At 67.4% G+C, this 26,384-nt stretch carries 26 protein-coding genes; 16 read left to right on the top strand and 10 right to left on the bottom strand.

Annotation, left to right across the window (positions count from 1 at the left end; translation table 11 throughout):
- Positions 1 to 171 precede the first annotated feature (171 nt).
- Positions 172 to 681 (top strand): gluconokinase, encoded by a 510-nt coding sequence (locus A6M56_RS17490; RefSeq protein WP_045787757.1) that lies wholly within the window; start codon positions 172 to 174, stop codon positions 679 to 681.
- 3 nt (positions 682 to 684) lie between these two features.
- Here the strand turns inward: A6M56_RS17490 and A6M56_RS17495 are convergent, their stop codons facing one another.
- Together A6M56_RS17495 and A6M56_RS17500 are read right to left on the bottom strand one after the other, a co-directional pair.
- Positions 685 to 1,479 carry a hypothetical protein gene (locus A6M56_RS17495; protein ID WP_045785767.1) on the bottom strand — a complete coding sequence of 265 codons (795 nt, stop codon included), beginning with the start codon at positions 1,477 to 1,479 and terminating at the stop codon, positions 685 to 687.
- Between the two features lie 51 nt (positions 1,480 to 1,530).
- Positions 1,531 to 2,481 (bottom strand): alpha/beta hydrolase, encoded by a 951-nt coding sequence (locus tag A6M56_RS17500; protein WP_062739086.1) that lies wholly within the window; start codon positions 2,479 to 2,481, stop codon positions 1,531 to 1,533.
- 147 nt (positions 2,482 to 2,628) lie between these two features.
- Between A6M56_RS17500 and A6M56_RS17505 the strand changes: the two genes are divergently transcribed.
- The 3 genes from A6M56_RS17505 to A6M56_RS17515 are packed head-to-tail and all read left to right on the top strand — an operon-like array spanning position 2,629 to position 4,332.
- Positions 2,629 to 3,063 (top strand): YeeE/YedE family protein, encoded by a 435-nt coding sequence (locus A6M56_RS17505; protein ID WP_102080715.1) that lies wholly within the window; start codon positions 2,629 to 2,631, stop codon positions 3,061 to 3,063.
- 1 nt (position 3,064) lies between these two features.
- The gene (locus A6M56_RS17510) at positions 3,065 to 3,478 is read left to right on the top strand and encodes a DUF6691 family protein (protein WP_045785764.1); all 414 of its coding nucleotides are present in this window, start codon (positions 3,065 to 3,067) and stop codon (positions 3,476 to 3,478) included.
- A gap of 47 nt (positions 3,479 to 3,525) precedes the next feature.
- On the top strand, positions 3,526 to 4,332 hold the full coding sequence (locus A6M56_RS17515) for a c-type cytochrome (RefSeq protein ID WP_102080714.1): 807 nt from the start codon (positions 3,526 to 3,528) through the stop codon (positions 4,330 to 4,332).
- Between the two features lie 106 nt (positions 4,333 to 4,438).
- On the opposite strand, the gene A6M56_RS17520 is transcribed toward A6M56_RS17515, so the two are convergent.
- The gene (locus A6M56_RS17520) at positions 4,439 to 5,272 is read right to left on the bottom strand and encodes a hypothetical protein (protein ID WP_045785763.1); all 834 of its coding nucleotides are present in this window, start codon (positions 5,270 to 5,272) and stop codon (positions 4,439 to 4,441) included.
- A 151-nt stretch (positions 5,273 to 5,423) separates the two neighbouring features.
- Positions 5,424 to 6,005, bottom strand: coding sequence for a tetratricopeptide repeat protein (locus tag A6M56_RS17525; protein WP_102080713.1), 582 nt, complete (start codon positions 6,003 to 6,005; stop codon positions 5,424 to 5,426).
- A gap of 290 nt (positions 6,006 to 6,295) precedes the next feature.
- Here A6M56_RS17525 and A6M56_RS17530 point away from each other — a divergent pair, with 290 nt between their 5' ends.
- Positions 6,296 to 6,871, top strand: a complete 576-nt coding sequence (locus A6M56_RS17530) for a TetR/AcrR family transcriptional regulator (RefSeq protein WP_045785761.1) — start codon at positions 6,296 to 6,298, stop codon at positions 6,869 to 6,871.
- Between the two features lie 11 nt (positions 6,872 to 6,882).
- On the opposite strand, the gene A6M56_RS17535 is transcribed toward A6M56_RS17530, so the two are convergent.
- Both A6M56_RS17535 and A6M56_RS17540 read right to left on the bottom strand, forming a co-directional pair.
- Entirely contained in the window at positions 6,883 to 7,653 is a 771-nt protein-coding gene (locus A6M56_RS17535; RefSeq protein WP_045785760.1) for a glycosyltransferase family 2 protein, read from the bottom strand.
- A gap of 33 nt (positions 7,654 to 7,686) precedes the next feature.
- The gene (locus tag A6M56_RS17540; RefSeq protein ID WP_102080712.1) at positions 7,687 to 7,947 is read right to left on the bottom strand and encodes a phosphopantetheine-binding protein; all 261 of its coding nucleotides are present in this window, start codon (positions 7,945 to 7,947) and stop codon (positions 7,687 to 7,689) included.
- A gap of 402 nt (positions 7,948 to 8,349) precedes the next feature.
- Here A6M56_RS17540 and A6M56_RS17545 point away from each other — a divergent pair, with 402 nt between their 5' ends.
- The 10 genes from A6M56_RS17545 to A6M56_RS17590 all read left to right on the top strand — a co-directional run bounded on the left by A6M56_RS17545 (position 8,350) and on the right by A6M56_RS17590 (position 18,424).
- The gene (locus tag A6M56_RS17545; protein ID WP_102080711.1) at positions 8,350 to 9,006 is read left to right on the top strand and encodes a COG4648 family protein; all 657 of its coding nucleotides are present in this window, start codon (positions 8,350 to 8,352) and stop codon (positions 9,004 to 9,006) included.
- Between the two features lie 27 nt (positions 9,007 to 9,033).
- Positions 9,034 to 10,725, top strand: a complete 1,692-nt coding sequence (locus A6M56_RS17550; RefSeq protein ID WP_102080710.1) for an AMP-binding protein — start codon at positions 9,034 to 9,036, stop codon at positions 10,723 to 10,725.
- The gene (locus tag A6M56_RS17555; protein WP_102080709.1) at positions 10,722 to 11,684 is read left to right on the top strand and encodes a lysophospholipid acyltransferase family protein; all 963 of its coding nucleotides are present in this window, start codon (positions 10,722 to 10,724) and stop codon (positions 11,682 to 11,684) included. The genes A6M56_RS17550 and A6M56_RS17555 overlap by 4 nt, the downstream gene beginning before the upstream one ends.
- Entirely contained in the window at positions 11,681 to 12,292 is a 612-nt protein-coding gene (locus A6M56_RS17560; protein WP_045785755.1) for a LolA-related protein, read from the top strand. The genes A6M56_RS17555 and A6M56_RS17560 overlap by 4 nt, the downstream gene beginning before the upstream one ends.
- A gap of 10 nt (positions 12,293 to 12,302) precedes the next feature.
- The gene (locus A6M56_RS17565; protein WP_045785754.1) at positions 12,303 to 14,720 is read left to right on the top strand and encodes an MMPL family transporter; all 2,418 of its coding nucleotides are present in this window, start codon (positions 12,303 to 12,305) and stop codon (positions 14,718 to 14,720) included.
- Positions 14,717 to 15,580 (top strand): polysaccharide deacetylase family protein, encoded by an 864-nt coding sequence (locus A6M56_RS17570; protein WP_045785753.1) that lies wholly within the window; start codon positions 14,717 to 14,719, stop codon positions 15,578 to 15,580. The genes A6M56_RS17565 and A6M56_RS17570 overlap by 4 nt, the downstream gene beginning before the upstream one ends.
- Before the next feature lie 77 nt (positions 15,581 to 15,657).
- Positions 15,658 to 16,860 carry a beta-ketoacyl-[acyl-carrier-protein] synthase family protein gene (locus tag A6M56_RS17575; RefSeq protein WP_102080708.1) on the top strand — a complete coding sequence of 401 codons (1,203 nt, stop codon included), beginning with the start codon at positions 15,658 to 15,660 and terminating at the stop codon, positions 16,858 to 16,860.
- Positions 16,857 to 17,684, top strand: coding sequence for a beta-ketoacyl synthase chain length factor (locus A6M56_RS17580; protein WP_062739095.1), 828 nt, complete (start codon positions 16,857 to 16,859; stop codon positions 17,682 to 17,684). The genes A6M56_RS17575 and A6M56_RS17580 overlap by 4 nt, the downstream gene beginning before the upstream one ends.
- The gene (locus A6M56_RS17585) at positions 17,681 to 18,142 is read left to right on the top strand and encodes a hotdog family protein (RefSeq protein WP_045785750.1); all 462 of its coding nucleotides are present in this window, start codon (positions 17,681 to 17,683) and stop codon (positions 18,140 to 18,142) included. Before A6M56_RS17580 ends, A6M56_RS17585 begins: the two co-directional genes overlap by 4 nt.
- A 21-nt stretch (positions 18,143 to 18,163) precedes the next feature.
- Entirely contained in the window at positions 18,164 to 18,424 is a 261-nt protein-coding gene (locus A6M56_RS17590; protein WP_045785749.1) for a hypothetical protein, read from the top strand.
- Positions 18,425 to 18,496: 72 nt separating this feature from the next.
- Here A6M56_RS17590 and A6M56_RS17595 read toward each other — a convergent pair whose 3' ends face one another.
- The 3 genes from A6M56_RS17595 to A6M56_RS17605 all read right to left on the bottom strand — a co-directional run bounded on the left by A6M56_RS17595 (position 18,497) and on the right by A6M56_RS17605 (position 21,536).
- Complete coding sequence (locus A6M56_RS17595) at positions 18,497 to 19,279, bottom strand: bestrophin-like domain (RefSeq protein WP_102080707.1); 783 nt, start codon at positions 19,277 to 19,279, stop codon at positions 18,497 to 18,499.
- A 465-nt stretch (positions 19,280 to 19,744) separates the two neighbouring features.
- Positions 19,745 to 20,284 carry a single-stranded DNA-binding protein gene (locus tag A6M56_RS17600; RefSeq protein ID WP_045785747.1) on the bottom strand — a complete coding sequence of 180 codons (540 nt, stop codon included), beginning with the start codon at positions 20,282 to 20,284 and terminating at the stop codon, positions 19,745 to 19,747.
- Positions 20,285 to 20,372: 88 nt separating this feature from the next.
- On the bottom strand, positions 20,373 to 21,536 hold the full coding sequence (locus A6M56_RS17605; protein ID WP_102080706.1) for an MFS transporter: 1,164 nt from the start codon (positions 21,534 to 21,536) through the stop codon (positions 20,373 to 20,375).
- A gap of 244 nt (positions 21,537 to 21,780) precedes the next feature.
- Here A6M56_RS17605 and uvrA point away from each other — a divergent pair, with 244 nt between their 5' ends.
- On the top strand, positions 21,781 to 24,645 hold the full coding sequence (gene uvrA / locus A6M56_RS17610) for an excinuclease ABC subunit UvrA (protein WP_286758260.1): 2,865 nt from the start codon (positions 21,781 to 21,783) through the stop codon (positions 24,643 to 24,645).
- A gap of 49 nt (positions 24,646 to 24,694) precedes the next feature.
- Here uvrA and A6M56_RS17615 read toward each other — a convergent pair whose 3' ends face one another.
- The gene (locus A6M56_RS17615; RefSeq protein ID WP_062739097.1) at positions 24,695 to 26,371 is read right to left on the bottom strand and encodes a Na/Pi cotransporter family protein; all 1,677 of its coding nucleotides are present in this window, start codon (positions 26,369 to 26,371) and stop codon (positions 24,695 to 24,697) included.
- Positions 26,372 to 26,384: the final 13 nt, after the last annotated feature.

A 26,384-nucleotide genomic window follows, 5' to 3' on the forward strand; every position in this document is an offset into this window, starting at 1 on the left:
TTGCATGGAATTTGACGCAGCTTGACGCATTTGGCAATCCGCCCGCAGGGCGAACAATACGGCGGAACGATTGCTGCACCGCAGCAGCAAAAATCCGTGCCTGTTTGCATCAACGCGCTACCATGCCGGCCTGACTTTTGCGCTTTTTTTTTTCCGTACGTAGGGTTGACGATGATCGTTGTAGTGATGGGTGTTTCGGGCTGCGGCAAATCCACGGTGGGCCAGAAGATTGCCGAGCGGCTCGGCTGCGCGTTCCGTGACGGCGATGAATTCCACAGCGACGCCAACCGCGCCAAGATGCACGCCGGCATCCCGCTCAACGACGACGATCGCAAGCCCTGGCTCGAAGCCATCCGCGCGTACATGGACGAAACGACCAGCGGCGGCCGGTCGCTCGTGGTGGCATGCTCGGCGCTCAAGCAGCGCTACCGCGATGTGCTGCGCGGCCCCGCGGGCAATGCCGAATTCGTCTATCTGAAGGGGAGCTTCGAGCTGCTGCAAAGCCGGCTCGCCGCCCGCAAGGACCACTTCTTCAACCCGAGCCTGCTGCGCAGCCAGTTCGATGCGCTGGAAGAGCCGACCGACGCCATCGTCGTCGACATCGCGCTGCCGCCGGACGTGATCGTCGAGCAGGCCGTCGTGCAGTTGCAGGCGCGCGCCGCGCACCGGCCCGCGGCCTGACTGTCACCGCGACATTTCGCCCGGCACGTGCTGCAGCACGGCCTGCACCTCGCCGTTGCATACGCTGCTCATGCGTGCCTCTTCGCGCGGCGTGTCGATCTGTTCGTGCGCCTGCAGCCCCAGTTCGATGAGCGATTGCGCGCGCGGCAGCCAATGGCGCGTGAGCGCCGCCTCCAGATCAGCCGCAATGCGATCCGGGTTGCCAAAGTACAGGCGTCCGCCATATTCGCTCTCGATCTCCTGCCGGATCGTCTCGGCCGCGCGCGGCAGCACGGCGCGGTTGACGGCCACGTGGCGCAGTTCATGCGCGCGGACGGCGTCGTGAGCGCAGCTACCCGGTGCGAATTCACGGGCCACCGCCACCCGAAAATCACTGAGGATCAACTCCACATCCACCGACGGGCGCAGGCAGGTGGTGCGCGGCTGCGTGGGAATGTCCATGTAGCGGCTGGTGACTGAAAACCGCGCGGAGAGGGTCGCATACGTCTTGCCGAGCACGCGCGCGGCGCGATCGTACGGCGGTGCCTCGGCGGTGAGCTGATCGACCGAGCGGTCGTTGGAGAACGACAGCGGCGTTTCGCGGGTCCGCACGTTCACGTGCATGGGCCCGAGCGCGCTGTCGCAGGCCTTGAGCCAATGCGCCTTGTTGGCGGCGGGTGCGGGCGCACCGGTCGCGGCGGCCACACTCTCGATCGGGGCGAAGCGCACGTCGGCAAGATGCGTGCGATGCATGCGGCTCCAATGCCACGCGCCTGTCACCGCGGCCAGCACCAAACCCAGGATCACCACCCGACGCATTTCGATTCCCCGTTTGTGTATCCGGGGCGACCGATGCATTGGCGTTCCGGATCATGCCGGTGTCGATCGGGCCCGTTCTGCGCGGGCCCTCACCAGCTGCCGGATCTGCTCGCCCGATTGCCTCAGTGCGATGCGCGCTTCCGGTAAGAAAGGATAGAAGATCGGCCACACGTGCGGAAGCCGGCGCCCCATCTTCACCGAAACGGATACCCCAGCGGCACGCGCGCGCTCGGCCATTCGGAGGGTGTCGTCGCGCAGCACTTCGGTGTCGCTGACATAGCAGTGCAGCGGCGGCAGGCCGGTGAAGTCGGCATACAGCGGCGAGGCCAGCGGATGGTCCGCCGGCGCGCCCGAATCGCCCAGGTACAGCGCAGCGCCGTGGGCCATCCAGGCGCCGCGGAACATCACGTCCGATTCATCGTTGTCGATCAGGCTTTGCCCGGTGGCGGCCAGGTCTGTCCACGGCGAGTAGAGGATCGCTCCGGCGGGCAATGGATCCGCAGCGTCACGCAGCGCCACCAGCAGTGCGAGCGCCAGGCCACCGCCTGCGGAATCCCCGGCGACAACGACGCGGGCCGGTGCCACGCCCTGCGCGAGCAGCGTCCGGTACGTGAGCAGCGCGTCCTCCACCGGCGCGGGAAACGGATGCTCCGGGGCCAGGCGATAGTCGGGCACGCACACGCGCGCCCGCGCATGCGTAGCCAGGCCGATGGTGATGGGCCGATGCGTGCGTGGGCTGCAGAAAAAATAGCCGCCGCCGTGCAGGTACAGCACCACGGGGGCGTCGCCGTGCAGGCTCGCGTCTGCCGGTTCGATCCACTCGCCGGTGAGCCCGCTGTTGGCCGGCACGATGCGCCAGTCCGCCGGCAGCCGTACCGGCCGCGGCATCGTGCGCTTCTCGGCGTTCAGGCGCGTGGCGATCGGGTCGAAGGGCTCCCGCTCGGTCGGCTTCTTGACCTGATTGCGCACCATCCACGAGACGACCCAGTTCTGCCAGCTCATCCGGCGACCCTCCGCTCGAAAGCCCCAGCGTAAGGGCACGGACAGTCTTGGGCAACCTGCCGTTTCCATCCACCGGCCGCTTGGCAAACAATCTACAAATTTATATAGTGTCCGGAATCTCCGCTCATGTCTTCCCTTCTTCTTCTCATGTCGATGGATTTCGCGCATTTCACGCCGGGTACGGCACTGGCGGGCGGTCTGCTCATCGGGCTGGCGGCAGCCGTGCTGGTCCTGTCCATGGGCCGCATCGCCGGCATCAGCGGCATCCTCGGCGGGCTGCTGCAGCGCCCGTGTGGCGACGCTGCATGGCGTGTCGCCTTCCTGGGGGGGCTGGTCGGCGCGCCGATCCTCGCTGGGGCCCTTGGCCACGCGGTGGTGCCCGACATCACCGCCGGCTGGGGCGAAGTCCTCATCGCGGGGTTCCTGGTGGGCATCGGCACCCGCTATGCGGGCGGCTGCACGAGCGGCCACGGCGTGTGCGGGCTTTCGCGCGGCTCGGTGCGCTCGCTGGTCGCGACGCTCACGTTCATGGCCGCGGGCGTTGTCACGGTGTTCGTGACACGCCACGCGATGGGAGGCTGAAATGGCCGTTCTGATTGCGCTGGTGGCCGGGCTGCTGTTTGGCGCGGGGCTGATTGTCTCGGGCATGGCCAATCCGGCCAAGGTGCTCGGTTTTCTCGATCTGGCGGGCAGCTGGGATCCGTCGCTGGCCTTCGTGATGGCGGGCGCGATTGCGGTGGGCGTGGTCGCCTTCTTCATGGCGCGGCGACGCGCTCGCACGTGGCTCGGCACCGCGATTCAATGGCCGGCTGCGACCGGCGTGTCCGCACGGCTGGTGCTGGGCAGCGCCGTCTTCGGCATCGGATGGGGCCTGGCGGGATTCTGTCCCGGCCCGGCCCTGGTGGCGTTGGGCGCGGGCGTGCCAAAGGCCGGCGGCTTTGTCGCCGCGATGCTGGCAGGCATGGCCGCCTTCAGCTGGCTGGAGCACCGGCGCTGACCGGCCGTTCTTTCTTACAACATCCACATCACCTCACAGGGGGCAGCATGATCTTTCGCACCGTGGGCGCCGCGTTGGCGCTCGCCGTCAGCGCATCAGCCATCGCACAGGGCGCGGCCACACTCGCCGTGCCGGACGAAGCCACCATTCCCGCCGGCCCGATGGGCGACGCCATCAAGCGCGGCAGGCTCATTCTCACCGATACCAAGCGCCAGTTGCCGGGCAACGTGGGCAATGGCCTGAACTGCACGAGCTGCCACCTCAACGGCGGCACGGTGCCGTACGCATCGCCGTGGGTCGGGCTGACCGGCGCGTTTCCGGAATACCGGTCGCGCAGCGGCAAGGTGATCTCGCTGCAGGAGCGCGTCAACGATTGCTTCCAGCGCTCCATGAACGGCAAGGCACTGGCGTTTGACGGTGAAGAGATGAACGCCATCCTCGCGTACATGAAATGGCTTTCCAGCGGCGTGCCGACCGGCACGAACGTGACCGGGCGCGGCTTCGAGAAGATCGATACCGCGCTCAAGCCCGACCGCGAGCACGGCAAAGCGATCTACGCCCAACGCTGCGCCGCATGCCATGGCGCGGACGGCCAGGGGCTGCCGAACCCGCAGGGCGGATACGCCATGCCGCCACTGTGGGGCAAGGATGCCTTCAACGTGGGCGCAGGCATGGCCCGCACGTATACCGCCGCGGCATTCGTCAAGCACAACATGCCGCTGGGCCAGGGCGGTACGCTGACGGCGCAGGAGGCGGTGGACGTTGCCGCGTTCTTTACGCACCAGCCCCGCCCCGACTTTGCGGCACGCACGAAGGATTGGCCCAAGGGCGATCGGCCCAAGGACGCCCGCTGAGACAACGCGTGCCGAAAAAAAAAGCCTGCAGCGGTTGCGCTGCAGGCTTTTTGCTTTGGCACTTCAGGGCGCTGTGCGCCTCTTCTGCGTGAGTCCCCGTTTTGGATCAGTTGACCTTGAGCTGGCCGCCGCGGCCCAGGCCGCCCTTCACGTCTTGCGCCTTGTAGTTGCGCAACGCCACGACCATCTTGTTCCATGCGTCAATGAAGGCGACCACCGTGGCCTTGCCTTCCGGCGTTGAAGAGAAGCCGGCCAGGCCACCGCCCACGCCGCCGCCCAGGCCGGCCAGCACAGCGCCGTAGTTGGTGGCGGTGGAGCTGCCCTCGGCTGCCGCGATCTGCACGGCCGAGCGGACGTCGAACAGCGTCAGCGTCACCACGGACGCCTTGGACTTGACGCTGCCGGCCAGCGCGGCGATGGCGCTGTTGCCCAGCAACCCGCCCACGGCACCGGCCACGCCGCCGATCGGTGAATCGTTGATGATGATCTGCGGCTCCATGTAGTAGTCGGCCGCCACGCGCTGGCCCTTGTGCTGCTTCGAACCGGCGCGGTACTCGCCGGAGTTGCGCTGCAGATCGGTGATGCGCGACAGGCGTGCGTCGGTCTTCTGGTTGCCGATCGACGTGATCACAAAGCAGTTCGACTGCTGCACGGCCATGCGCAGCAGGGGGTCGATGGTGGTGACCTTGGTGGCGCTGCCGAACTGGCCGTACCAGTCGGCGTTGCGGCCGTCGTCCATGGCAATGGTGCCCAGCGGCGAAGCGCAGCGCTCCAGCGTCGGGTCGGCGCCCACGCTGGAGCCGCCGGCTGCCGCACCGGTCACGCCGGCGTTCTGGCCGCCCGGGCTGACGATGCCGCCGCCCGCGCACGCCGCGAGGGAAGCGCTGAGGAGGGCCGCTCCCGCAAGCTTGGCGGTGCGGCTGAAAAGGTTGGTCTTCATGTTGTTGGATGGCTCAGATTGCGTCGATGTTCGGCTTATGCGTCCTACGACTCAATAAGCCCCCCTTGGTTGGGCGCGCGGTGTGCGGACTGGCTTTCTCCCTTTTCCGCCGTTCGCCCGAAAAACGCTGTGAAGCAAATGGCCTGGTGGGTCAATACCAATACCAGGTGGTCTGGCGCCAGACGCCCAGATACGGATAGCCGGAATACCAATAGCCGTAATACGTATTGCGCCATTGCGAGCGCCATTTGAAATCGTCTTCGTCGGACTTCCTGGCGGAGCGCGCTTCTTCAAGCAGCTTCTTCGACTCCTTGTCGCCGCGGCTGACGGCGATCGACAGCCATTTCTCGGCCTCGCGCGGGTCGGAGCCCATCTCTTCCAGCCCGAACAGGTAGAACGCGCCCAGGGCCTTCTGCGCCTGCAGGTTGCCGCGCTCGGCGGCCTCGCGCATCCAGTTCAGCGCCTGGTAGCTGTCCTGACGCACGCCATCGCCCCGGAAGTAGCGCAGGCCGAGATCGTAGGCAGCCTTGGGCTCGCGCTTGGCGGCGTCCTTCAGGGCTGCGATCCGGGGGTCTTCAGGAACCTCGTCCTTGGCGTCGAACGACACCTGGTCTTTCGGGCGATCGGCGCATCCGCGGCTGTCGCAGACCCGTACGGTCGAGCTGGGCGGCGGAGTTTGGGCACAAGCGGCCAGCGCCAATACAACGCCAAGTGCAAGCCATTGATAACGCATGCGACAGCCCCTCGGATGTTGTCCAAGCCGTTTCAGAATCGATTGGAAACGGCTGCATTTTTGTTGTGGTCGACCGGGTGAGATGCCATGGCGCACGCTCGTTCCCCGCCCCCGCAGCACACATGGTGTGCAATTGATATAGATCGTTCTACTTTAGCGGGAACGCGTGGGTGGTGTGTTATTAAAGCGTAACGTTTGCGCGAGCAACAACACACTGGGAACCCGTGGCGGGCCAGGTCGGGGCGTGGGCGCGGTGCTAAGATGCCGCCCAGCAATCAGGAGAAGTGGGAATGCGCGCAAGCAAGCGCCAGCAGGTCGTGGACAAGGCCAGTGAGCTTTTTTCCAGGCACGGCTTTCATCCCGTGGGCGTCGACTGGATCATCGACGAGTCCGGCGTTGCCCGCATGACGCTCTACCGGCACTTTGCCGGCAAGGAAGACCTCATCCGCGAAGTCCTGGAGCAGCGCTACACCTTCATCATGCAAAGCATGGCCGACAAGCTCGGCCCCCTGCCCGACGCCACCGCCCGCCTCAAGGGCATCTTCGACTGGTACGAGACGTGGTTCCGCAGCCCCGAATTCGCGGGCTGCCTGTTCGAGCGCGCGCTGGCCGAGTTTGGCGCGACCTGCCCGCGGGTGACCGACGTGGCGGTCCGCTACCGCGACGATCTGCTCGCCATGATCGAGACGCTGCTCAAAGACGTGGTGCCGGCCGCTGCGGCACGCCAGCTTGCCGGGGTGTACGTGATGCTGCTTTCCGGCGCCACGGCCGACGCCCGGGCGATTGGCGATCCATCTGCGGCTTCACGGGCCTGGGAGGCGGCGCGGGCGCTGCTGGAGCAGGCGCGGGCGACCGCGCCTGCGTAGACACGGCGCAGCTACCAGCCGCGCTGCAGCCGGCGCGCGATCATCGACGGCAGCCGCACCAGCCCTTCGGCGAGCAATCGCAGGTGCATCCCCACGAGCAGGACGTTGTCGCGCAGATAGCGGAAATGTGACACCCCGCCCTCGTCCGCCCGGAAGTACCGCACAGGGGCATCGAGCCGGATCGGCCGCACGCCGGCCCAGCACAGGCGCACCGCCGCTTCCGGATCAAAGTCGAAACCGCGCATCGACGCATGCCGGCGCATGATCGCCGCCAGCGGCGCAATGGGGTACACGCGAAAGCCGAAGAGCGTATCGCCAATACCCGCCCACAGCGTTTCGATGTCTGCGCAGCCGTTGGACAGGCGCCGGCCCTGCACGCGAATCTGCGGCGCGCTCGAATCGAACAGCGGCTGCCCCAGCACCATCGCGTCCGGCGCCGCGCATGAAGCCTGCATGAAGGCGGGGATGAGGTCGGTGGGGTGCTGGCCATCGGCGTCCATGGTCAGCACGTGGGTGAAGCCCTGCGCGGCAGCGGCTTCCAGTCCCGCCAGGATCGCCACGCCCTTGCCGCGATTGCGCGGCAGCACGATCACGTGCAGCCCCGGATCGCGCTCAGCCATGGCCCGCAGCCGCTCGGTGCTGCCGTCGGTACTGCCGTCGTCCACCACCCACACGGGGTTCCACTGCGCGCGGGCGGCGCGCACGGCGTCATCGACCTTGCGGCCGGGGTTGTAGCTCGGAATGAGGACGAGATGCGTCGAAGAGGCGCCGGTCATCGGCATGGCGTCGGTCCGGCGGGACGTCCGGTGCTGGGATCAGCGCGTACGGTGCGCGGCAACGTAGGCCGCGAGGGCCCCGAGCGACGCGAAGATCTTCTTGTTCTCCGGATCGCCCGAACGCAGTTCGAAGCCGTACTTCTTGGAGATCAGCAACGCAATTTCGAGGATGTCGATGGAGTCGAGCCCAAACCCTTCGCCATACAGCGGCGTATCGGCCGTGAGGGAATCGAGTTGGATGTCTTCGAGGTTCAGTTCGCCGATCATCAGCACGGCGAGCTCTTTTTCCAGATCGTTCATCGGTCTTGCATGCACAGGCAGCCTGCAGCGGGGAATGCGGCCAGAAACAACGTCGTTCTCCTCGCCCGAAGCCCTGTCTTGCCCCGCCTGTGAAAGGGGGTCGTTTAAGCTAGGCGGATTCTAGACGAAGGGTCACACCGCGTATAGCCGCAAACCGTGACAAGACCTCATGCCGGCGCGCTCCGCGCCATGTGACGCAAACGATTCAGCCGCCGTCGTGGCGCCATCCGACGGGCCCCGCATGCCGCCCCGGACGGGACGGCCGCGTACATCCGGTTACAAACACACCGCCGCCGGGCCGGGCAACCGCGCCGCGCGGCCCTAGAATGTGCCGCCCGACCATGCCAGCGCGGTGCCTATGATGAACCTGTCCCCTTCCACACGACGATGCCCTGTCCTGCCATGAGCCGACTGCTCCGCCTTGCACACGGCACCGCGGGCCTGGCGGCCGTCGTCGCATACCAGGTCGGTGCGCACCATGCGGTCGCGACGCCTGGCGCGCATGGCCTGGGCCTGGCGATGGCGCTGGTGCCGCCGCTGGCCATTGCCCTGCTGGCCGCCGCGCGCTCTGTGCAGCGCGCGTGGCTGGTGCCGCTGTGGCTCGTGCTCTGCGGCGCGCTTTGGACGATGCGCGAGCCGCTGGCACGCCATTTCGACTGGGGCCTGTACCTGGAGCACGCGACCTTCAACCTGATGATGGCCTATCTCTTCGGCCGGACGCTGCAGGCTGGGCGCGAACCGCTGTGCACGCAATTCGCGCGCATCGTGCACGGTACGCTCACGCCACGCATCGCTTGGTATTCGCGGCAGGTCACGTGGGCGTGGACGCTCTTCTTCGTGGCGACGGCCGCCACGTCCACGGCGCTGTTTGCCCTGGCATCCACCGTCACGTGGTCAACGTTCGCGAACTACGTGTCGCTGCCGCTGGTCGGCGCGATGTTCGTGGTGGAATACCTCTGCCGGCGCATCGTGCTGCGCGACGCGCCGCGCTCCAACCTGTTCGACGCCGTGCGCGCCTACCGCCAATCCGCGCACGGTGCCACGGGCCGCCCCCGCTGAGTCGCGAATCGCCCCGGAATGTCCTGCATGCCCACCTACCCGCTCGTCTCGCATCGCTCGCTGGATGACACGATCGCATGGCGCGACGGCACGCCCGTGCCCGTGCGCACATTCGTGGCCGATGTGACCGCGCTGGCGGCAAGACTGCCTGCGGGCGCCCACGTATTCAACGCGTGCACCGACCGCTACCGGTTCGCCGTGGGCGTCTGCGCGACGCTGGTGGCCCGCAAGGTCAGCCTGCTGCCGCCCATGCAGACCGCGCAGATGGTGCGCCAGCTCGCGGCGTTCGCGCCGGATGTCTTCTGCCTGTATGACACCGAGGACTGCCCCGTCGCACTGCCGGGCTTGCGCTATCCCGACGATCTGGCCGCGGATGCGCCGGCCGCTGCCGTGCCGCAGATCGAGGCGTCGCGGCCGGTGGCGGTGCTCTTTACTTCCGGCTCCACCGGCACGCCCGTGCCGCATCGCAAGACCTGGGGCGCCCTCGTGCAATGCATGCACACCGCCGCGGCGCGGCTTGGGCTCGATGACGGACGCCCCGTCACGCTGGTCGGCACAGTGCCGCCGCAGCACATGTACGGGTTCGAGATGACGGTACTGCTGGCGCTGCAGGCCGGCCTCGCATTCAGCAGCCGACAGCCGTTCTATCCGGCGGACATCCGCGAGACGCTCGACGCCGTGCCGCAGCCGCGCGTGCTGGTGACGTCGCCGGTGCACCTGCGTGCGCTGCTGGCATCGGAGCCGACACTGCCTTGCGCATCGCTCGTGCTGTCGGCCACGGCGCCGTTGTCGGAAGCGCTCGCACGGGAGGCAGAGTCGCGCCTCGCGGCACCGCTCATCGAGATTTACGGCAGCACCGAAACCGGCCAGATCGCGAGTCGCCGCAGCGCCAACGAAACCGCATGGCACTTGTATCCGGACGTGCGCATGCAGGCGCGTCCCGACACCGCGGGTGACGAGGGCCCGACCATATGGGTCAGCGGCGGCCACGTGCAGACGCCGGTGCCGATGGGCGACGCCATTGAGCTTCTGGACGACACGCGTTTCCACCTGCACGGACGCAAGGCCGATCTCATCAACATTGCGGGCAAGCGCTCTTCGTTGGCGTATCTGAACCATCAGCTCACGTCGATCCCGGGCGTGGTGGACGGCGTGTTCTTCATGCCCGACGCCGCCCCGGCGGCCCCACACGCGCACGGCGGCACGGCGGTCACGCGTCTGGTGGCGCTGGTGGTCGCGCCAGAGCTGGCGGCGGCGGACGTGCTGCGCGCGCTGCACGAGCGCGTCGATGCCGCGTTCTTGCCGCGCCCCCTGCTGCTGGTCGACGCGCTGCCGCGCAACGAGACCGGCAAACTCCAGCGCGACGTCCTCGCGGCGCTGGTGGCACGGCATGCGTCGCGCCCGCCTCGGCAGACCGTCCTGCGGTTCACGATTCCGGCCGGCCACCCCGCCCTGCCTGGCCATTTTCCCGGGCACCCGATCGTGCCCGGCGTGGTGCTGCTCGATCGCGCCATCGGGCTCATCGGTGCGGCGCTCGGCCGCTCGCTCGATGCCTGCCGCATCCGTTCGGCCAAGTTCCTGAGCCCCGCAGAGCCGGAAGACGCGCTCGACGTGACGTTTGACACCACGGCCGGCGGCGCAATCGTCTTCACGATCCGCACGGGCGAGCGCGACGTCGCCAGCGGTGTGCTGAGCGTGCAGGAGGGCGTGACGGCATGAAGCGCCCCGAATGGGCAGAGCGCCCGGAACGCAGCAACGCGCTGCTGCTGCGCGTGATGACGTGGCTGTCGCTGCGGCTGGGGCGACGGCTGGGGCGCGCCCTGCTGCGCCTGATCGCCGCGTACTTCGTGCTGTGTTCGCCGTCGGCATGCCGGGCTTCGCGCGACTACCTGCGGCGCACGCTCGGCCGGCGTGCCGGGGTGCGCGACGTGTTCCGCCACATGTTCACGTTCGCTACGACGATCCACGACCGCATCTACCTGATCGCGGGGCGCTTCGATCTCTTCGACATCGGGTTGCAGGGGCAAGAGCACGTGCATGCCGTGCTCGCGCAAGGCCGGGGCGCCTTTCTGCTCGGCGCGCACCTCGGCAGCTTCGAGGTCGTGCGCGCGCTGGGCCGCTCAGTACCGGACCTGCGTGTGGCCGTCGCCATGTACGAAGACAACGCGCGCAACATCAACGCCGCCATTGCCGCCATCAACCCCGCGGCGGCGCCCGACGTCATTCCGCTGGGGCGGGTCGACGCCATGCTGCAGGTGCGCGAGGCGCTCGACGACAACCGGCTCGTTGGCATGCTGGCCGACCGCACGCTGCTGCGCGATGCCGGCCCGTCGGTGCGGCGCATGGCGTTTTTGGGCAGCCCGGCGGGGTTTCCGCTGGGGCCGCTGCACATGGCCGCCATGCTGAGGCGGCCGGTGCTGTTCATGACAGGGCTGCACCTGGGCGGCAACCGCTACGCCGTCCACTTTGACCGGCTGGCCGACTTCACCGACATCCGTCGCGAGGAACGCGCCGCCGCCGTCGAGGCAGCGCTGGCGCGCTATGTCGAGCGCGTCGAGCGCTATTGCCGCATCGCGCCGTACAACTGGTTCAATTTCTTCGATTTCTGGCACGATGCCGGCGCCGCCCCCGCACCCGCCGGCACCGCGGCCAAGCGACAGACCACCCAGACACCATGACCGCAACGCGCCCATTTCGTCTCTACCGCGCCGTCCTCACGCTGCTCGCTGCCTGCATGCTGGCCGGCGCCGCGCACGCCGATACCGCATGGACGCTCGACCGCCTGATGTCCACCCTTGCGCGCAACACGTCCGGGCGCGCCAGCTTTATCGAGACCAAGACGCTGTCGATCGCGGCCGAGCCGATCGTGTCGTCGGGCGAGCTGGTGTTCGTCGCGCCGGACCATCTGGAAAAGCACACGCTGCGGCCCAAGCCGGAGCACATGGTCATCGACGGTGACAAGCTGACCGTGGAGCGCAACCAGCGCAGGTTCACCGTGCCGCTTTCGCAGTATCCGGAGCTCAACGCCTTCATCGACAGCATCCGCGCGACGCTGGCCGGCAACCGCTACGCGCTCGAAGCGATCTACCAGGTTGCCATTGCGGGCCGCGGCGACGACTGGACGCTCACCCTCACGCCCATCGACGCGCGCATGCAGAAAGTCGTCAGTTCGATCACGCTCGAGGGCACGGGCGACGCGATGCGCAGCGTCACCCTCCGCCAGGCCGACGGCGACCATTCGGTGATGCGGCTGCAGCGCATCGCCGGTACCGCCCGGCGCCCATAGAGGCAGCCGCATGGAACGCTTGCACGCCCTGCGCCGGCCCGCGGTGCTGCTCTGGCTGACCGGCCTGGCGCTGTGCGCGATCGTGGTGTCGCGCGCGCAGTTCACGGCCGACCTGTCTGCGTTCCTGCCGCGCTCCCCAAGCGCCGAGCAGCGCGTGCTGGTGGACCAGCTGCGCGAGGGGCTGGTGTCACGGCTCATCCTCGTCGGCATTGAAGGCAGCGATGCGGCCACGCGCGCGACGCTCTCACGCAAGCTCGCGGCGACGCTGCGCGCCGACCCGCAGTTCCATGCCGTCAACAACGGCGAGCCCGTGAACGAGGCGCGCGACCGGCAGTTCATCTTCGAGCACCGCTACGTGCTCAGCCCCGCCGTGACGCCGCAGCGCTTCTCTGCCGAGGGCCTGCACGCCGCACTGGCCGAGAGCCTGGACCTGCTGAGTTCGTCTGCCGGGCTCGTCGCCAAGCACCTGCTGCCGCACGACCCGACGGGCGAGGTGGCCGCGCTCGTCAGCCAGCTCAACACCACCGCGCTGCCGTCGTCGATGCACGGCGTGTGGGCGGCGCGCGACGGGCAGCGCGCCGTGCTTGTCGTGCAGACGGCTGCCGCGGGCTCCGACACCGACGCCCAGGCCCGCGCCATGGATGCCGTGCGCCGCGCCTTCGATGCCGCCTCGCACAGCACGCCCAATGCGGCATCGGCCCGGCTGCTGATGACCGGCCCGGGCGTCTTCTCCGTGGAGACACGCAACGCAATCCGGCATGACGTGGAGCGGCTCTCGACGCTGAGCCTGGTGCTGGTCGTGGCGCTGCTGCTGACGGTGTACCGCTCGCCGCGCACGGTAGTGCTGGGGCTGCTGCCGGTGCTCTCGGGCGTGGCCGCAGGGGTGGCGGGGGTCAGCCTGGCATTCGGCGCGGTGCACGGGCTCACGCTCGGCTTTGGCACCACGCTCATCGGCGAGGCGGTGGACTACTCGGTCTATCTGTTCGTGCAGTCCGCCCGCGCGCGCGGCACCAGCCCGCGTGACAGCCTGCGGGCGTGGGTGGCCGCGTACTGGCCGACCATCCGCCTGGGCGTGCTGACCTCGGTGTGCGGCTTTGCGTCGATGCTGTTTTCTGGCTTTCCCGGCTTGGTGCAACTCGGGCTGTATTCGATCGTGGGACTCGTGACGGCGGCGCTCATCACGCGTTTTGTGCTGCCGCATCTGTACAGCGGGCACGTGGAGATCCGCGATGTGTCGCGCCTGGGCGGATGGCTTGCACGCGCGGCCGGTACGGCTTGTCGGCTGCGCTGGCTGCTGGCCTTGGTACTCGCGGGCTCGCTCGCCGTCCTGGCGCTGCATCGCGATGGCCTGTGGAGCCGCGAGCTGGCCGCATTGAGCCCCGTGCCCGCCAGCAGCCAGGCACTCGACGCGAGCCTGCGCGCAGACGTCGGGGCGCCGGACGTGCGCTATCTGGTGGTGATTCCCGGCGCAACGGAGCAGGCCGCGCTGGAAGGCGCCGAGAGGATCGCCGCGCAGCTGCAGCCGCTGGTGGACCGTGGCGTGCTCGCCGGCTTCGAGAACCCCGCGCGCTATCTGCCGAGCGACGCGACGCAGCGTGCGCGCCTGGCCAGCCTGCCGAGCGCCGACGCGCTGACCGCACGCATGCGCGCTGCCGTCGAAGGCCAGGCGATCCGCGTCAAGCCCGAGCGCTTCGCGCCGTTCATCGCCGACGTCACGGCTGCCCGCACCCAGCCGCTGCTGCGGCGTGCCGATCTGAACGGCACATCGATGGCGTTGGCTGTCGATGCGCTGCTGACCGAACGTGCCGGCCAGTGGAGCGCCATGCTGCCGCTGCGTGCACCGGCAGGCGCAAAGGCGGCATCCCACCAGCCGAGCCTGGATGCCGAGCCCGTCCGCGCCGCCGTGGCGCGTGCGGGCGTGTCCGGTGCCCTGTTCGTCGATCTGAAGGCCGAGGCGGACCGCCTCTACGTCGACTACGTGCATGAGGACATCCGCCTGTCGCTCGCCGGTTTTGCGGTGATTGCCGTGCTGCTGCTTGTGGCGCTGCGCTCGGCACGGCGCGCTGTGCATGCACTGGCCCCGCTCGTCGGCTCGGTGCTGGTGGTGGCGGCCGGCTTTGCGCTGGCCGGCGTGCAGCTCACGATCCTGCATCTGGTCGGCATGCTGCTGATCGTAGCGGTCGGATCGAACTATGCGCTGTTCTTCAGCCAGCGTGCGGGCACGGCCGAGCAGCACATCGGCACGCAGACGCTCGTGTCGCTGCTGGTGGCCAATCTCGCAACGGTGGCCGGCTTTGGGCTGCTGGCCTTCTCGCACGTGCCGCTGCTCAGCACATTCGGCCTGACCGTTGGCCCCGGTGCCATGCTCGCGCTGGTGTTTGCTGCCATCCTCGCGCCCCGCCAATGCTCAGACCCCGCCACGCCATGAACGCGTCGTCTGCTTCGATAGCCGTTGCGGCACGCCGCTGGAAGCCGACGCCGCTCATCAGCGGCGCGCTGGCGGTGCATGCCGGCGCCGCGCTCGCTGCGGTGGCCGCGCCCGCTGCATGGCCGTGGGCGGGGGGCAGCGTCATCGCATCGCATCTGGTGCTGATGGCCGCCGGCCTGTGGCCTCGCAGCACGTGGCTCGGCCCGAACTGGACGAGGCTGCCCGAAACGGCCGGCGCGCAGATCGCACTGACCATCGACGACGGCCCCGATCCGGAAGTCACGCCGCGCGTCCTGGACATGCTCGACCGCTACAACGCCAAGGCCACGTTCTTCTGCATCGGCGAGCTGGCATTGCGCCACCCGCGCTGCGTCGAGGCCATCGTCGCGCGCGGGCATGCCGTGGAAAACCACAGCCAGCGGCATCGGCACACGTTCTCGGTGCAAGGCCCTGGGGCACTGCGCAGGGAGATTGGCGCGGCGCAGGACACGCTCACGCAGATCACCGGCACCCGGCCGCTGTTTTTCCGCGCCCCGGCGGGGCTGCGCAATCCGTTTCTTGAGCCGGTGCTGTGCCAGCTTGGCCTGCAGCTGGCCAGTTGGACGCGCCGCGGCTTCGATACGCGCTCCACCAACGCAGACGCCGTCGCGCAGCGTCTGCTGCACCACCTCGCACCGCGCGACATCCTGCTGCTGCACGACGGTCACGCCGCGCGCGACGTACAAGGTGAACCGGTGCTGCTGTCCGTCTTGCCGAAGGTGCTGGAGGCCGCCCGGCAGGCGCGGTTGCGCTGCGCGACGCTGCGCGATTGCCTGGAAGACCACGCCGCACCGGGCGCCGAGCCGCACATGTCCATTTGATAAAATTTGTGACTTGACGCCATGGCCTGCGGCAACGGCCTGCAGCCCATTTCCCACCCCTACCGCGCCCCCCCCAAGTGAAGCCCGTACTGGTCACGCATTTCACCGCCACGAGTTGTCTCGGACGTGGCCTTGACGCCACGCTGGCGGCGTTGCGCGGGCAGCGTGGCGGCCTCGCGCCGTGCGACTTTCCGCGGGCGGAACTCGACACCTGGATCGGCGCAGTGGACGGCGTCGACGACGCTCCGGTGCGCTCCGACCTGGCCGAGTTCGATTGCCGCAACAACCGCCTCGCCCAGATCGGTCTCACACAGGACGGCTTTGCCGAGCGCGTGGAAGCGGCCAGGGCCCGCTATGGCGCGCAGCGCATCGGCGTCTTCATCGGCACCAGCACGTCGGGCATCCTCGAAACCGAACACGCCTATCAGCACCGCGATCCGCAGTCCGGCGCGCTGCCCGGCGATTTCCGCTACACGCAGACGCACAACATCTACTCGCCCGCCGCGTTCGTCCGCGCGTATTGCCGCCTCGGCGGCCCGGCCATGGCCATTTCGTCGGCATGCTCGTCGGGCGCCAAGGTGTTTGCCTCGGCGCGGCGCATGCTCGAAGCCGGGCTGATCGACGCGGCGGTGGTGGGCGGTGTCGATTCGCTGTGCCTGACCGCGCTGTACGGGTTCAATTCGCTCGAGCTGCTGTCGCGCCGGCCATGCCGCCCGTACGACGTGGCGCGTGACGGCATCTCGATCGGCGAGGCGGCGGCGTTTGCGTTGCTGGAGCGCATGCCCCCACACGCCGTCGACGACGATGCGATCGCGCTGCTCGGCATCGGCGAATCGAGCGACGCGCATCACATGTCGTCGCCGCATCCTGAGGGCCTCGGGGCACAGGCGGCCATGGCGCAGGCGCTGTCGACCAGCGGCCTGGACGCATCCGACATCGACTACATCAACCTGCACGGCACGGGCACACTCAGCAACGACGCGGCGGAGGCCCATGCCGTCCGGGCGCTGTTCGACGGCACGGCGTGCAGTTCGACCAAGGGGGCGACCGGCCACACGCTCGGCGCGGCAGGCGCGCTGGAGGCCGTCATCACGGCGCTCGCCCTGCGCCACCAGTTCGTTCCCGCCGGCATCAACACCACCGAGCCGGATCCCGCACTCGGCGTGCATTACGTTACCTCCGATCGCAACGCGCGCGTGCAGGCGGCGCTGAGCAACGCCTTCGGTTTTGGCGGCACGAACTGCAGCCTGGTCTTTGGCCGCGCAGGGCTCGCATCATGACCCGACTCAGTGCATTCATCGAAAGCGTCGGCGTGCTGGGCCCGGGGCTGCCGGAGTGGCCGCACACCGCCCAGGTGCTTGCGGGCCGCACGGCCTACACGCACGCGCCAACCGAGCTGCCGCCGCCCGCCGGCCTGCCGGCCATCGAGCGCCGCCGCACGGGGCCGGTCGTCAAGCTTGCACTGGCCGTGGGGCGCGAAGCGGTCGCCGGTAGCGGGCGCGATGCGGCCTCGCTCGCGACGGTGTTCAGTTCGTCTGGCGGCGACGGCCACAACTGCCACGCGATCTGCGAAACCCTGGCCGGCGACGACCGCAAGCTCTCGCCCACGCGCTTCCACAACTCCGTGCACAACGCGCCGGCCGGCTACTGGAGCATCGCCACGCAGGCCCGGGCGCCATCCAACGTGCTGTGCGCGCACGACGGCAGCTTTGCGGCTGGCCTGCTCGACACTGTCTGCCAGGTGGCGGCCGATGGCACGCCGACCCTGCTGGTCGCGTATGACGGCACATATCCGGAGCCGTTGCACGCCGTCCGCCCGGTGCCCGATGCGTTTGCGGTGGCCCTCGTGCTGGCGCGCGAAGCGGGCCCGCGCTCGCTCGCCCGCATCGACGTCGCACTGAGCGACACACCCCCGACCACGCTCGCGGATGCGGCGCTCGAGACGCTGCGTCAGGGCAACCCCGCCGCGCGCGCATTGCCGCTGCTGCAGGCGCTGGCCACACAGCGCGCCACGAACCTCGTGCTCGATTACCTGCCCGACACGCGTCTGCAGGTCGACCTCACGCCGTTGGGCACGTCCACCATGCAGGCCAGCGCGTCGTGAGCCCAGATTCGCAACGGGTACCGCCGCTGGACCGCGACTGGATCGCGGCGCGCATTCCGCACAGCGGCACCATGTGCCTGCTCGACGCCGTCGTCGGCTGGAGCGATACGCGCGTCCACTGCACGGCCACCAGCCACCGCGACCCGGCCAATCCGCTGCGCGCCCACGGACGGCTGGCGGCCGTCTGCGGCATCGAGTACGCGGCGCAGGCCATGGCGGTGCACGGCGCCCTGTGCGCAGCAGACCAGCGGCGTCCCCGCGCCGGGTTCCTCGCCAGCGTGCGCAGCGTCGAGGCGCACGTCCCGCGGCTCGACACGATCGACGCGCCGCTCGATGTCGAGGCCGAACGCATCGGCGGCGACGGCAACAACGTGCTGTACCGATTCACGGTGCGCGATGGCGAGCGCCTCCTGTTGACCGGGCGCGCCGCCGTGGTGCTCGACGCGTCCGCTGCATGAACCTGTTTGAGAGGATTCCGTATGAAAAGCCGTCTGCTTTTGATCCCCGCGCTGCTGCTCGCGCTGTGGAGTGCGCTAGCCCACGCTGACCTCTCTGAGGCCAAGCAGGACATCAAGCAGGGCACGAAAGAAGCGGCGCGCAAAACGGGGCATGCAGCAAAGGAAGTCGGGCATGCCACGGCCAACGCCGCGCGCGCGGTGGGCCATGGCGTGAAGAACGCGGCGCATGCGACCAAGTGCGGCGTGAAACATGTCTTCAAGAAGCCTTGTGAGAGCGACTAGCGCCCCTGGGCGCATATCGCCCATCGGATCGTGCCCCTGGGTCTGTGTCGCAGCGCCCGCGACAGCCGCGGGTCAGTCGTGGCCCAACGCATCGCCCTCCTGGATCATGGACCGCAGCAGCAGGTCGAATGGGGCGCTGGAGACCTTGAACAGGCCCTGATACGGATGGGTCAGTTCCAGTATCAAGAAATTGGCGCTTGCGATAGCGACGGCGCCCAACAATATAAACAGTATTCCGACGATATTGCCGCCACTGAGGCTTCCATAAAGAAAAAACAGCAGACAGGCCCAGCCAAACACAATGACAAGAAGCAGTGCAGGCACCTGATTTGAAAGACTCCTGACGATATTCGATTGGATGGCAATAAAGTTGCTGGAAAACTGGCGGATAGCGTTAAGGTCGTCGCGGGTGACGGCTTCAAACCCCTCGGAGATCCTGTTGATCTCCAGCATCGTCTCGACGTCCTCGGAAAGGTGCGCGTAGCTTACCTCTGTCGCCTGCTGGCTGCCCTGATCCGACCAATATCGTTGCAGCAGGCGAACGACCATCCGGCGCAGCATTGTCCTTGGCTTATCGGAGACGCCGGGAAATTGCTTGAGCAGAAGATCAATATTCCCCACAGCGTTGATCAAGGAATTGAAATCGGCCTGATGATTGTTGAACGTGGCGTAGGAAGAAGATACGAGAAGGCCTAGAACGATGGCAAACAGCGTGCCGATCAAGCCTGAAACAGATTTGATGATATCTTCAGACAGGCTGATATCTGCCGGAAACAGCTTGTGCACATAGACGCCGGCAATTGCACAAGAAAAGGTAGCAATCGAAATCGTAATACAGCGACCAAGTATGCTCATTGCGGATGCCTGCCAAATTCGGGTTCGAGTTCCGGGCTCGCCGCCCGCGGGAGGCGGGGCATGTCTGCTGCCGCGCCAACCATGTGCCCAGCCGCTACGCCGCCGGAGACTCGCCGCTCAAAAAGTCGATTCTATCAACCTTGATAAGTATATCAAATATGAGAGATACGGCAGCCTTTTGTCTCAACCAACTGGCGTGCTGGTGGCTGTAGTCCGTTCCCGCACACGCAAGCGCGGTCATCAAACGTGCCGGTGGACGCCGCAACGCGGTCGAGTTGAGCGAGGTAGGCACAAGTCTGCTCATGCCGCGCTTCCCAAGCGCCGACCGTGGGGCTACGGTCACAGACCAATCCGGTGTGGGCGGGCTGCCCAATGAAAAAGGGCGCCCTAGCGGCGCCCTGCATTCAGTTTTTTTACCCATCAAAGCTCAGGGAGGAATCTTCCTTTGTCTGACGGGTACGTTGGTCAGAACGGGATATCGTCGTCCATGTCCTCGAAGCCATTCGACGGCGCGGGCTGACGGCGTGCGCTGCCGCCCTGGCCGGCACCGGCCTCGCCGCCGCGCGAGTAGCCGCCGCCACCGCCCTGGCCCTGGCTGCGGCCGCCGCCGTAACCCCCACCGCCGCCTTCTCCGCCGCGCGAGTAGCCACCACCGCCCTCACCGCCCATGCCTTGGCGGCCGCCGAGCATCTGCATCTGCTCTGCGACGATTTCGGTGCTGTATTGCTTCTGGCCGTCCTTCTCCCACTGGCGGGTCTTGAGGCGCCCTTCGACGTAGACCTGCGAGCCCTTTTTCAGGTATTCGCCGGCGATTTCCGCCAGGCGGCCGAAGAAGGCGATGCGGTGCCATTCGGTGGCTTCGCGCATTTCGCCGCTGGCCTTGTCCTTGTAGCGGTCCGTGGTGGCCACGCGGATGTTGGTGACGGCGTCGCCGCTGGGCATGTAACGCGTTTCCGGGTCGGCACCGAGATTGCCGACGATGATGACTTTGTTGACGGACGCCATGATGAGTTTCCGAAGGTAATTGAAGGGATGCCGCCGTAAAGGGCTAACGAAAAAAAGCCGACTGAAAGTGTAGCGCTGAATGCCGACCCTAGTGCCGACGCAACGCCGGCATCTGCATGGGGCTGGCGATTATAAGCCACGCCAAAGCCAGCGCCGCGCAGGTCAAAAATACGGCATGCTGCCCCACGTGCAGCAGAATCCAGCCGCCGCCGGCGCCGCCCGCAAACAGGCCCAGGGCCTGCGTCGTGTTGTATACGCCCATGGCCGCCCCCTTGCGTACGCCCGGCGCGTACTTCGACACCAGCGATGGCTGCGACGCCTCCAGCACGTTGAAGCCGAGGAAGTAGACCAGCAGCGCGATCGACAGGGCCGCCAGCGTCGGATGCACTTCGCCCAGCGCCAGTTGCGCCACCATCACCAGCGCGACGGCGCAGAGCAGCACGGCCTTCATCCTGCCGCGCTTCTCCGCCGCAATGATGGCCGGCACCATCAGCACGAACGACACGCCCATCACCGGCAGGTAAATCTTCCAGTGCGAATCGACGGGCAGGCCGGCGGCTTCCAGCATGTGCGGCAGCACGACGAACAGGGCCGTCTGTGTGGCATGCAGGGCGAACACGCCAAAGTTCAGGCGCAGCAGCTCGGGGTTGTGCAGCACTTCGCGGAACGGCGCCTTCACGTGCGCGGGCGGGCGCGGCGCATTCGGCACCACCCACATCACCACGCCGATGGCGACGATGGCCAGCACGCCAATCGCCAGGAACATCCCCGGCATGCCGACCCAGCGGAAGATGACCGGCGCGCTCACGATGGCCACGGCAAACGACACGCCGATGCTGCCGCCAATCATGGCCATGGCCTTGGTGCGTTGCTCTTCGCGCGTGAGGTCGGCCACGAAGGCGATCACCGCCGATGAGATGGCTCCCGCGCCCTGGATGGCCCGCCCCACGGCGATGCCCGCGACGCTGTGCGAAAACGCCGCCACCAGGCTGCCCATCGCGAAGATCACCAGGCCCGCAACAATGACGGGCTTGCGCCCGAAGCGGTCAGACAGCCAGCCGTACGGGATGTAGAGCACCGCCTGCGTCAGGCCGTACACGCCGATGGCGAAGGCGACGAGCTGCGTGTTGTTGCCGTCGGGCAGCGTTTTCGCGAACACCGCGAAGACCGGCATGATCATGAACAGGCCCAACATGCGCAGCGCGAAGATGCCGGCCAGCGAAGCGGCCGCACGCAGCTCGAGGCCGGTCATGCGGCCGGAAGCGGAAGTCATGGACGGGGAAGCGGAAGACATGGCGCGGAAACCGCCGCAGAACACACGAAAGGAATGCGGCGACAAAGACACTTGAACGGCCTCGCCAATCGCCCCATCTGGGCGCGGACACCGGCAAAACCGAAGTTCGGTATATTAGCAGGCTTACCCTTTTCCACCCCCTCCCGCCGATTGCCGCAGGCGGTCCGCACCCGACGCCGCATTGAGCCGCATTCAGCCACACATGGACGAAATCAAGATTCGTGGGGCCCGTACCCACAACCTGAAGAACATCAACCTGGATCTGCCGCGCAACAAGCTGGTCGTGATCACCGGGCTTTCGGGGTCGGGCAAGTCGTCGCTGGCGTTCGACACGCTGTACGCGGAGGGGCAGCGGCGCTATGTCGAGTCACTTTCTGCCTACGCGCGGCAGTTCCTGCAGCTGATGGAAAAGCCGGATGTGGACCTGATCGAAGGCCTGTCGCCGGCCATCTCCATCGAACAGAAGGCCACCAGCCACAACCCGCGCTCCACCGTCGGCACGGTCACCGAGATCCACGACTACCTGCGTCTGCTGTATGCGCGCGCCGGCACCCCCTACTGCCCCGACCACGGCCAGCCGCTGGAAGCGCAGAGCGTGTCACAAATGGTGGACGCCGTGCTGGCGCTGCCGGCCGACACCAAGCTGATGATCCTGGCGCCCGTGGTGGTCAACCGCAAGGGCGAGCATGTCGACCTGTTCGAGGCGATGCAGGCGCAGGGCTTCGTGCGCTTTCGGGTGCGCTCGGGCGGCGGCACCGCGCATGAGGCCGAGGCCCGGGTCTACGAGGTCGACGACCTGCCCAGACTGAAGAAGAACGACAAGCACTCGATCGACGTGGTGGTCGACCGCGTGAAGGTCAACCCGGAGCTCAAGCAGCGCCTGGCCGAATCGTTCGAAACCGCGCTGCGCCTGGCCGACGGCCGCGCCGTGGCGCTGGAAATGGATACGGGCCGCGAACACGTCTTCAGCTCCAAGTTTGCGTGCCCGATCTGCTCGTATTCGCTGCAGGAGCTGGAGCCGCGGCTGTTCTCGTTCAACAACCCGATGGGCGCCTGCCCGCACTGCGACGGCCTGGGCCAGATCACGTTCTTCGATCCGAAGCGCGTGGTGGCCTTCCCGAACCTGTCGCTGGCCTCGGGCGCCATCAAGGGGTGGGACCGCCGCAACCAGTTCTACTTCCAGATGCTGCAGAGCCTGGCGGCGTTCTACGACGTCGACATCGACGTGCCGTTCGAAGAGCTGCCGCAGGAAATCCAGCAGATCGTGCTGCACGGCTCGGGCAAGCAGCAGATTCCGTTCACGTACATCAACGAACGCGGCAAGACGACGGTGCGCGAGCACGCGTTCGAGGGCATCATCCCGAACCTCGAGCGGCGCTACAAGGAGACCGACTCCATTGCCGTGCGCGAGGAGCTGGCCAAGTACCAGAACAACCAGGCGTGCCCGGAGTGCCACGGCACCCGCCTGCGCCGCGAGGCCCGCTTCGTCAAGGTGGGCGAAGGCGACCAGGCCCGCGGCATCTACGAGATCAACGGCTGGCCGCTGCGCGACGCGCTCACGTATTTCCTCACGCTGAACCTGCACGGCGCCAAGCGCGAGATTGCCGACAAGATCGTCAAGGAGATCACCGCGCGGCTGAACTTCCTGAACAACGTCGGGCTCGATTACCTATCGCTGGAGCGCAGCGCCGATACGCTCTCGGGCGGCGAGGCGCAGCGCATCCGCCTGGCGTCGCAGATCGGCTCGGGGCTGACCGGCGTGATGTACGTGCTTGATGAGCCGTCCATCGGCCTGCACCAGCGCGACAACGACCGCCTGATCGGCACGCTCAAGCACCTGCGCGATCTCGGCAACTCGGTGCTGGTGGTCGAGCACGACGAGGACATGATCCGCGCGTCGGACTACGTGGTGGACATCGGCCCGGGCGCCGGCGTGCACGGCGGTCAGATCATCGCCGAGGGCACGCCGATGCAGATCGAGCAATCGCCGGCATCGCTCACGGGCGGCTACCTGTCGGGCAAGCGCCGCATCGAGGTGCCAAAGCAGCGCACGGCGCCGGACGACGAGCGCTGGCTGCGCATCATCAACGCCACGGGCAACAACCTGAAGAACGTGTCGGCGGACATCCCGATCGGGCTGCTCACGTGCATCACGGGCGTGTCGGGCTCGGGCAAGTCGACGCTGATCAACGACACGCTGTATCACGCAGTGGCGCGCCATCTGTACGGCTCGACGCCGGAGCCGGCACCGCACGACCGCATTGAGGGGCTCGAGCATTTCGACAAGGTCATCAACGTCGACCAGTCGCCGATCGGCCGCACGCCGCGCTCGAACCCGGCCACGTACACGGGCCTGTTCACACCGATCCGCGAATTGTTTGCTGGCGTGCCGGCGGCCAAGGAGCGCGGGTACGACCCGGGCCGCTTCTCGTTCAACGTCAAGGGCGGCCGCTGCGAGGCCTGCCAAGGCGACGGCGTGCTCAAGGTCGAGATGCACTTCCTGCCCGACGTGTACGTGCCGTGCGACGTGTGCCACGGCAAGCGCTACAACCGCGAAACGCTCGAAGTGCTCTACAAGGGCAAGAACATCACCGAAGTGCTGGAGATGACGGTGGAGCAGGCGCACGAGTTCTTCGCGCCGGTGCCAGTCGTGCGCCGCAAGCTGCAGACGCTGCTGGATGTTGGCCTTGGCTACATCCGCCTGGGGCAATCGGCGACCACGCTGTCGGGCGGTGAAGCGCAGCGCGTGAAGCTGTCGCTCGAGCTGTCGAAACGCGACACGGGCCGCACCCTGTACATCCTGGACGAGCCGACCACCGGCCTGCACTTCCACGACATCGAGCTGTTGCTCAAGGTCATCTACAAGCTGCGTGACCATGGCAATACGATCGTCATCATCGAGCACAATCTCGACGTGATCAAAACGGCCGACTGGCTGCTCGACCTTGGGCCGGAAGGCGGTGCGGGCGGCGGGCAGATCATCGCCAAGGGCACGCCCGAAGACGTGGCGCGGAACAAGGCGAGCTTTACCGGCAAGTACCTGGCGCCGCTGCTCAAACGCAAGTAAGCACGGCGATGCGGCAAACAGAAAGCGCAGCTTCGGCTGCGCTTTTGTCTTAGTGGCTGGCCGGCGCGGCTTCCGCGTCGACTTCGTCCGCGTCCTTCATCCGGCTGCGGTTCAGCACCCCGGCCTCATCCAGCACCGGATACGCCGCCGCGCAGAACAGCGAGTTCAGCCGCTTGAAATCGCTGATGATGTCCAGATGCAGCGAACTCGTCTCGATGCTCTCCGCCGTCTGCGCCGACACGCGCGTGAGGTGGCTGCGCGCGTAGCGTTTCTCCAGGTCGCGGAAGTGCGCCTTCTCCAGCATCAGCGTCTGGGCGCTGCGCAGGTCGCCCGTCAGGAACACCGACAGCGCAAGCTTGAGGTTGACGACCAGCCGCCCATGCATGTCCTCCAGCTCCTGCATGCCGGCCTCGGAAAACGCCAGCTTGTGCGCGATCTTCTTCTCGCGCACATCCTGCAGCAGGCGGTCGAGGATGTCGCCGGCGTGCTCAAGGTTTATCGTGAGCGAGATGATGTCAGCCCAGCGCTTGCCCTCACGCGCATCGAGCGCCTCGTGGCTCAGCTGCGTGAGGTAGAGCTTGATGGCGGTGTACAGCGCGTCGACCTCGTCGTCGATGGCGCGGGTGGTCTGCAGCAGGCGCGCGTCGTTCGTCTTGAGCACGCGCAGGGTGTTGTCAAGCATGTGCTCGACGCGGTCGCCGATGCGCAGCACTTCGCGTGCGGCATTGCCCAGCGCCAACGTTGGCGTGGCCAGCGCCGAAGGATCGAGATAGCGCGGCGCGACGAGGTCGTCGATATGCGCGCCGCCCGGCAGGATGCGCGCGCACAGCCGGGCCATGTGGTCGGTCAGGCCGATCAGCAGCGCCGCCAGGGCCACGTTGAATACCACGTGGAACGCCACCACCATATGCTGCAGCGCCACCCCCGCATGCGGCGCGAGTTCGGCCAGCGTGCCGAGGAACGGCAGCGCCAGCGCCGCACCGAGCAGCCGCGACAGCAGGTTGCCGAGCGTGGCCCGGCGCGCCGCCTGGCTCGATGACGGCGTGGTCGCCAGCGCGGCCACGGCGCTGCCAATGTTGGCCCCCAGCACAATCGCAAACGCCACCTTGACCGACACCGCCGCCGACGTCGCCAGCGTTGCGCAGAACAGCACCACCGCCAGGCTCGAATAGCACAGCAGCGTGAGCACCGCCCCAATCAGCATGTTCAGGCCGGTGTCCGACGAGATGGAGCCAAGCAGCACGCGCAGCGCATTCGCTTCGACCATCGGACTGGAGGCCACGGAAATCAGCTCCAGCGCCATCATGATCAACCCGAGGCCGATCAGCACGCGCCCGAAGTGCCCGACCGGGCTGCCCTTGCGCGAGAGGTGCAGGATCACGCCGAAGAAGATCAGGAGCGGCGACAGCCACGACAGGTCCAGCGCAAACACCTGGGCCATGATGGCCGTGCCCACGTTCGCGCCCAGCAGGATCGCCAGCGCCGCCGACACGCTCATCAGCCCTTGCGCGACAAACGCCCCGACGATGGTGGCCGTGGCATTGCTGCTCTGCACGAGACACGTCACCCCGATGCCCGCGAGCAGCGCCGAGAACCGGTTCGACACGCTTCGCGAGAGCAGGCGGCGCAGGTCGGCGCCGTACAGGCGCAGCATGCCGACCTTGACGGTCTGCGTGCCCCACACCAGCAGGGCCACGCCGGAAAGCAGTTTGAGCAGCGTATACATGGAAGTCCGTTGC

This window comes from Ralstonia sp. RL (assembly GCF_001683835.1).
GTDB classification, from domain to species: domain Bacteria; phylum Pseudomonadota; class Gammaproteobacteria; order Burkholderiales; family Burkholderiaceae; genus Ralstonia; species Ralstonia mannitolilytica.

Excerpts from the sequence above, each read along its gene's own strand:
- A6M56_RS17490 (WP_045787757.1), top strand. The coding sequence starts at position 172 with ATGATCGTTGTAGTGATGGGTGTTTCGGGCTGCGGCAAATCCACGGTG.
- A6M56_RS17495 (WP_045785767.1), bottom strand. The coding sequence starts at position 1,479 with ATGCGTCGGGTGGTGATCCTGGGTTTGGTGCTGGCCGCGGTGACAGGC.
- A6M56_RS17500 (WP_062739086.1), bottom strand. The coding sequence starts at position 2,481 with ATGAGCTGGCAGAACTGGGTCGTCTCGTGGATGGTGCGCAATCAGGTC.
- A6M56_RS17505 (WP_102080715.1), top strand. The coding sequence starts at position 2,629 with ATGTCGATGGATTTCGCGCATTTCACGCCGGGTACGGCACTGGCGGGC.
- A6M56_RS17510 (WP_045785764.1), top strand. The coding sequence starts at position 3,065 with ATGGCCGTTCTGATTGCGCTGGTGGCCGGGCTGCTGTTTGGCGCGGGG.
- A6M56_RS17515 (WP_102080714.1), top strand. The coding sequence starts at position 3,526 with ATGATCTTTCGCACCGTGGGCGCCGCGTTGGCGCTCGCCGTCAGCGCA.
- A6M56_RS17520 (WP_045785763.1), bottom strand. The coding sequence starts at position 5,272 with ATGAAGACCAACCTTTTCAGCCGCACCGCCAAGCTTGCGGGAGCGGCC.
- A6M56_RS17525 (WP_102080713.1), bottom strand. The coding sequence starts at position 6,005 with ATGCGTTATCAATGGCTTGCACTTGGCGTTGTATTGGCGCTGGCCGCT.
- A6M56_RS17530 (WP_045785761.1), top strand. The coding sequence starts at position 6,296 with ATGCGCGCAAGCAAGCGCCAGCAGGTCGTGGACAAGGCCAGTGAGCTT.
- A6M56_RS17535 (WP_045785760.1), bottom strand. The coding sequence starts at position 7,653 with ATGCCGATGACCGGCGCCTCTTCGACGCATCTCGTCCTCATTCCGAGC.
- A6M56_RS17540 (WP_102080712.1), bottom strand. The coding sequence starts at position 7,947 with ATGAACGATCTGGAAAAAGAGCTCGCCGTGCTGATGATCGGCGAACTG.
- A6M56_RS17545 (WP_102080711.1), top strand. The coding sequence starts at position 8,350 with ATGAGCCGACTGCTCCGCCTTGCACACGGCACCGCGGGCCTGGCGGCC.
- A6M56_RS17550 (WP_102080710.1), top strand. The coding sequence starts at position 9,034 with ATGCCCACCTACCCGCTCGTCTCGCATCGCTCGCTGGATGACACGATC.
- A6M56_RS17555 (WP_102080709.1), top strand. The coding sequence starts at position 10,722 with ATGAAGCGCCCCGAATGGGCAGAGCGCCCGGAACGCAGCAACGCGCTG.
- A6M56_RS17560 (WP_045785755.1), top strand. The coding sequence starts at position 11,681 with ATGACCGCAACGCGCCCATTTCGTCTCTACCGCGCCGTCCTCACGCTG.
- A6M56_RS17565 (WP_045785754.1), top strand. The coding sequence starts at position 12,303 with ATGGAACGCTTGCACGCCCTGCGCCGGCCCGCGGTGCTGCTCTGGCTG.
- A6M56_RS17570 (WP_045785753.1), top strand. The coding sequence starts at position 14,717 with ATGAACGCGTCGTCTGCTTCGATAGCCGTTGCGGCACGCCGCTGGAAG.
- A6M56_RS17580 (WP_062739095.1), top strand. The coding sequence starts at position 16,857 with ATGACCCGACTCAGTGCATTCATCGAAAGCGTCGGCGTGCTGGGCCCG.
- A6M56_RS17590 (WP_045785749.1), top strand. The coding sequence starts at position 18,164 with ATGAAAAGCCGTCTGCTTTTGATCCCCGCGCTGCTGCTCGCGCTGTGG.
- A6M56_RS17595 (WP_102080707.1), bottom strand. The coding sequence starts at position 19,279 with ATGAGCATACTTGGTCGCTGTATTACGATTTCGATTGCTACCTTTTCT.
- A6M56_RS17600 (WP_045785747.1), bottom strand. The coding sequence starts at position 20,284 with ATGGCGTCCGTCAACAAAGTCATCATCGTCGGCAATCTCGGTGCCGAC.
- A6M56_RS17605 (WP_102080706.1), bottom strand. The coding sequence starts at position 21,536 with ATGACCGGCCTCGAGCTGCGTGCGGCCGCTTCGCTGGCCGGCATCTTC.
- uvrA (WP_286758260.1), top strand. The coding sequence starts at position 21,781 with ATGGACGAAATCAAGATTCGTGGGGCCCGTACCCACAACCTGAAGAAC.
- A6M56_RS17615 (WP_062739097.1), bottom strand. The coding sequence starts at position 26,371 with ATGTATACGCTGCTCAAACTGCTTTCCGGCGTGGCCCTGCTGGTGTGG.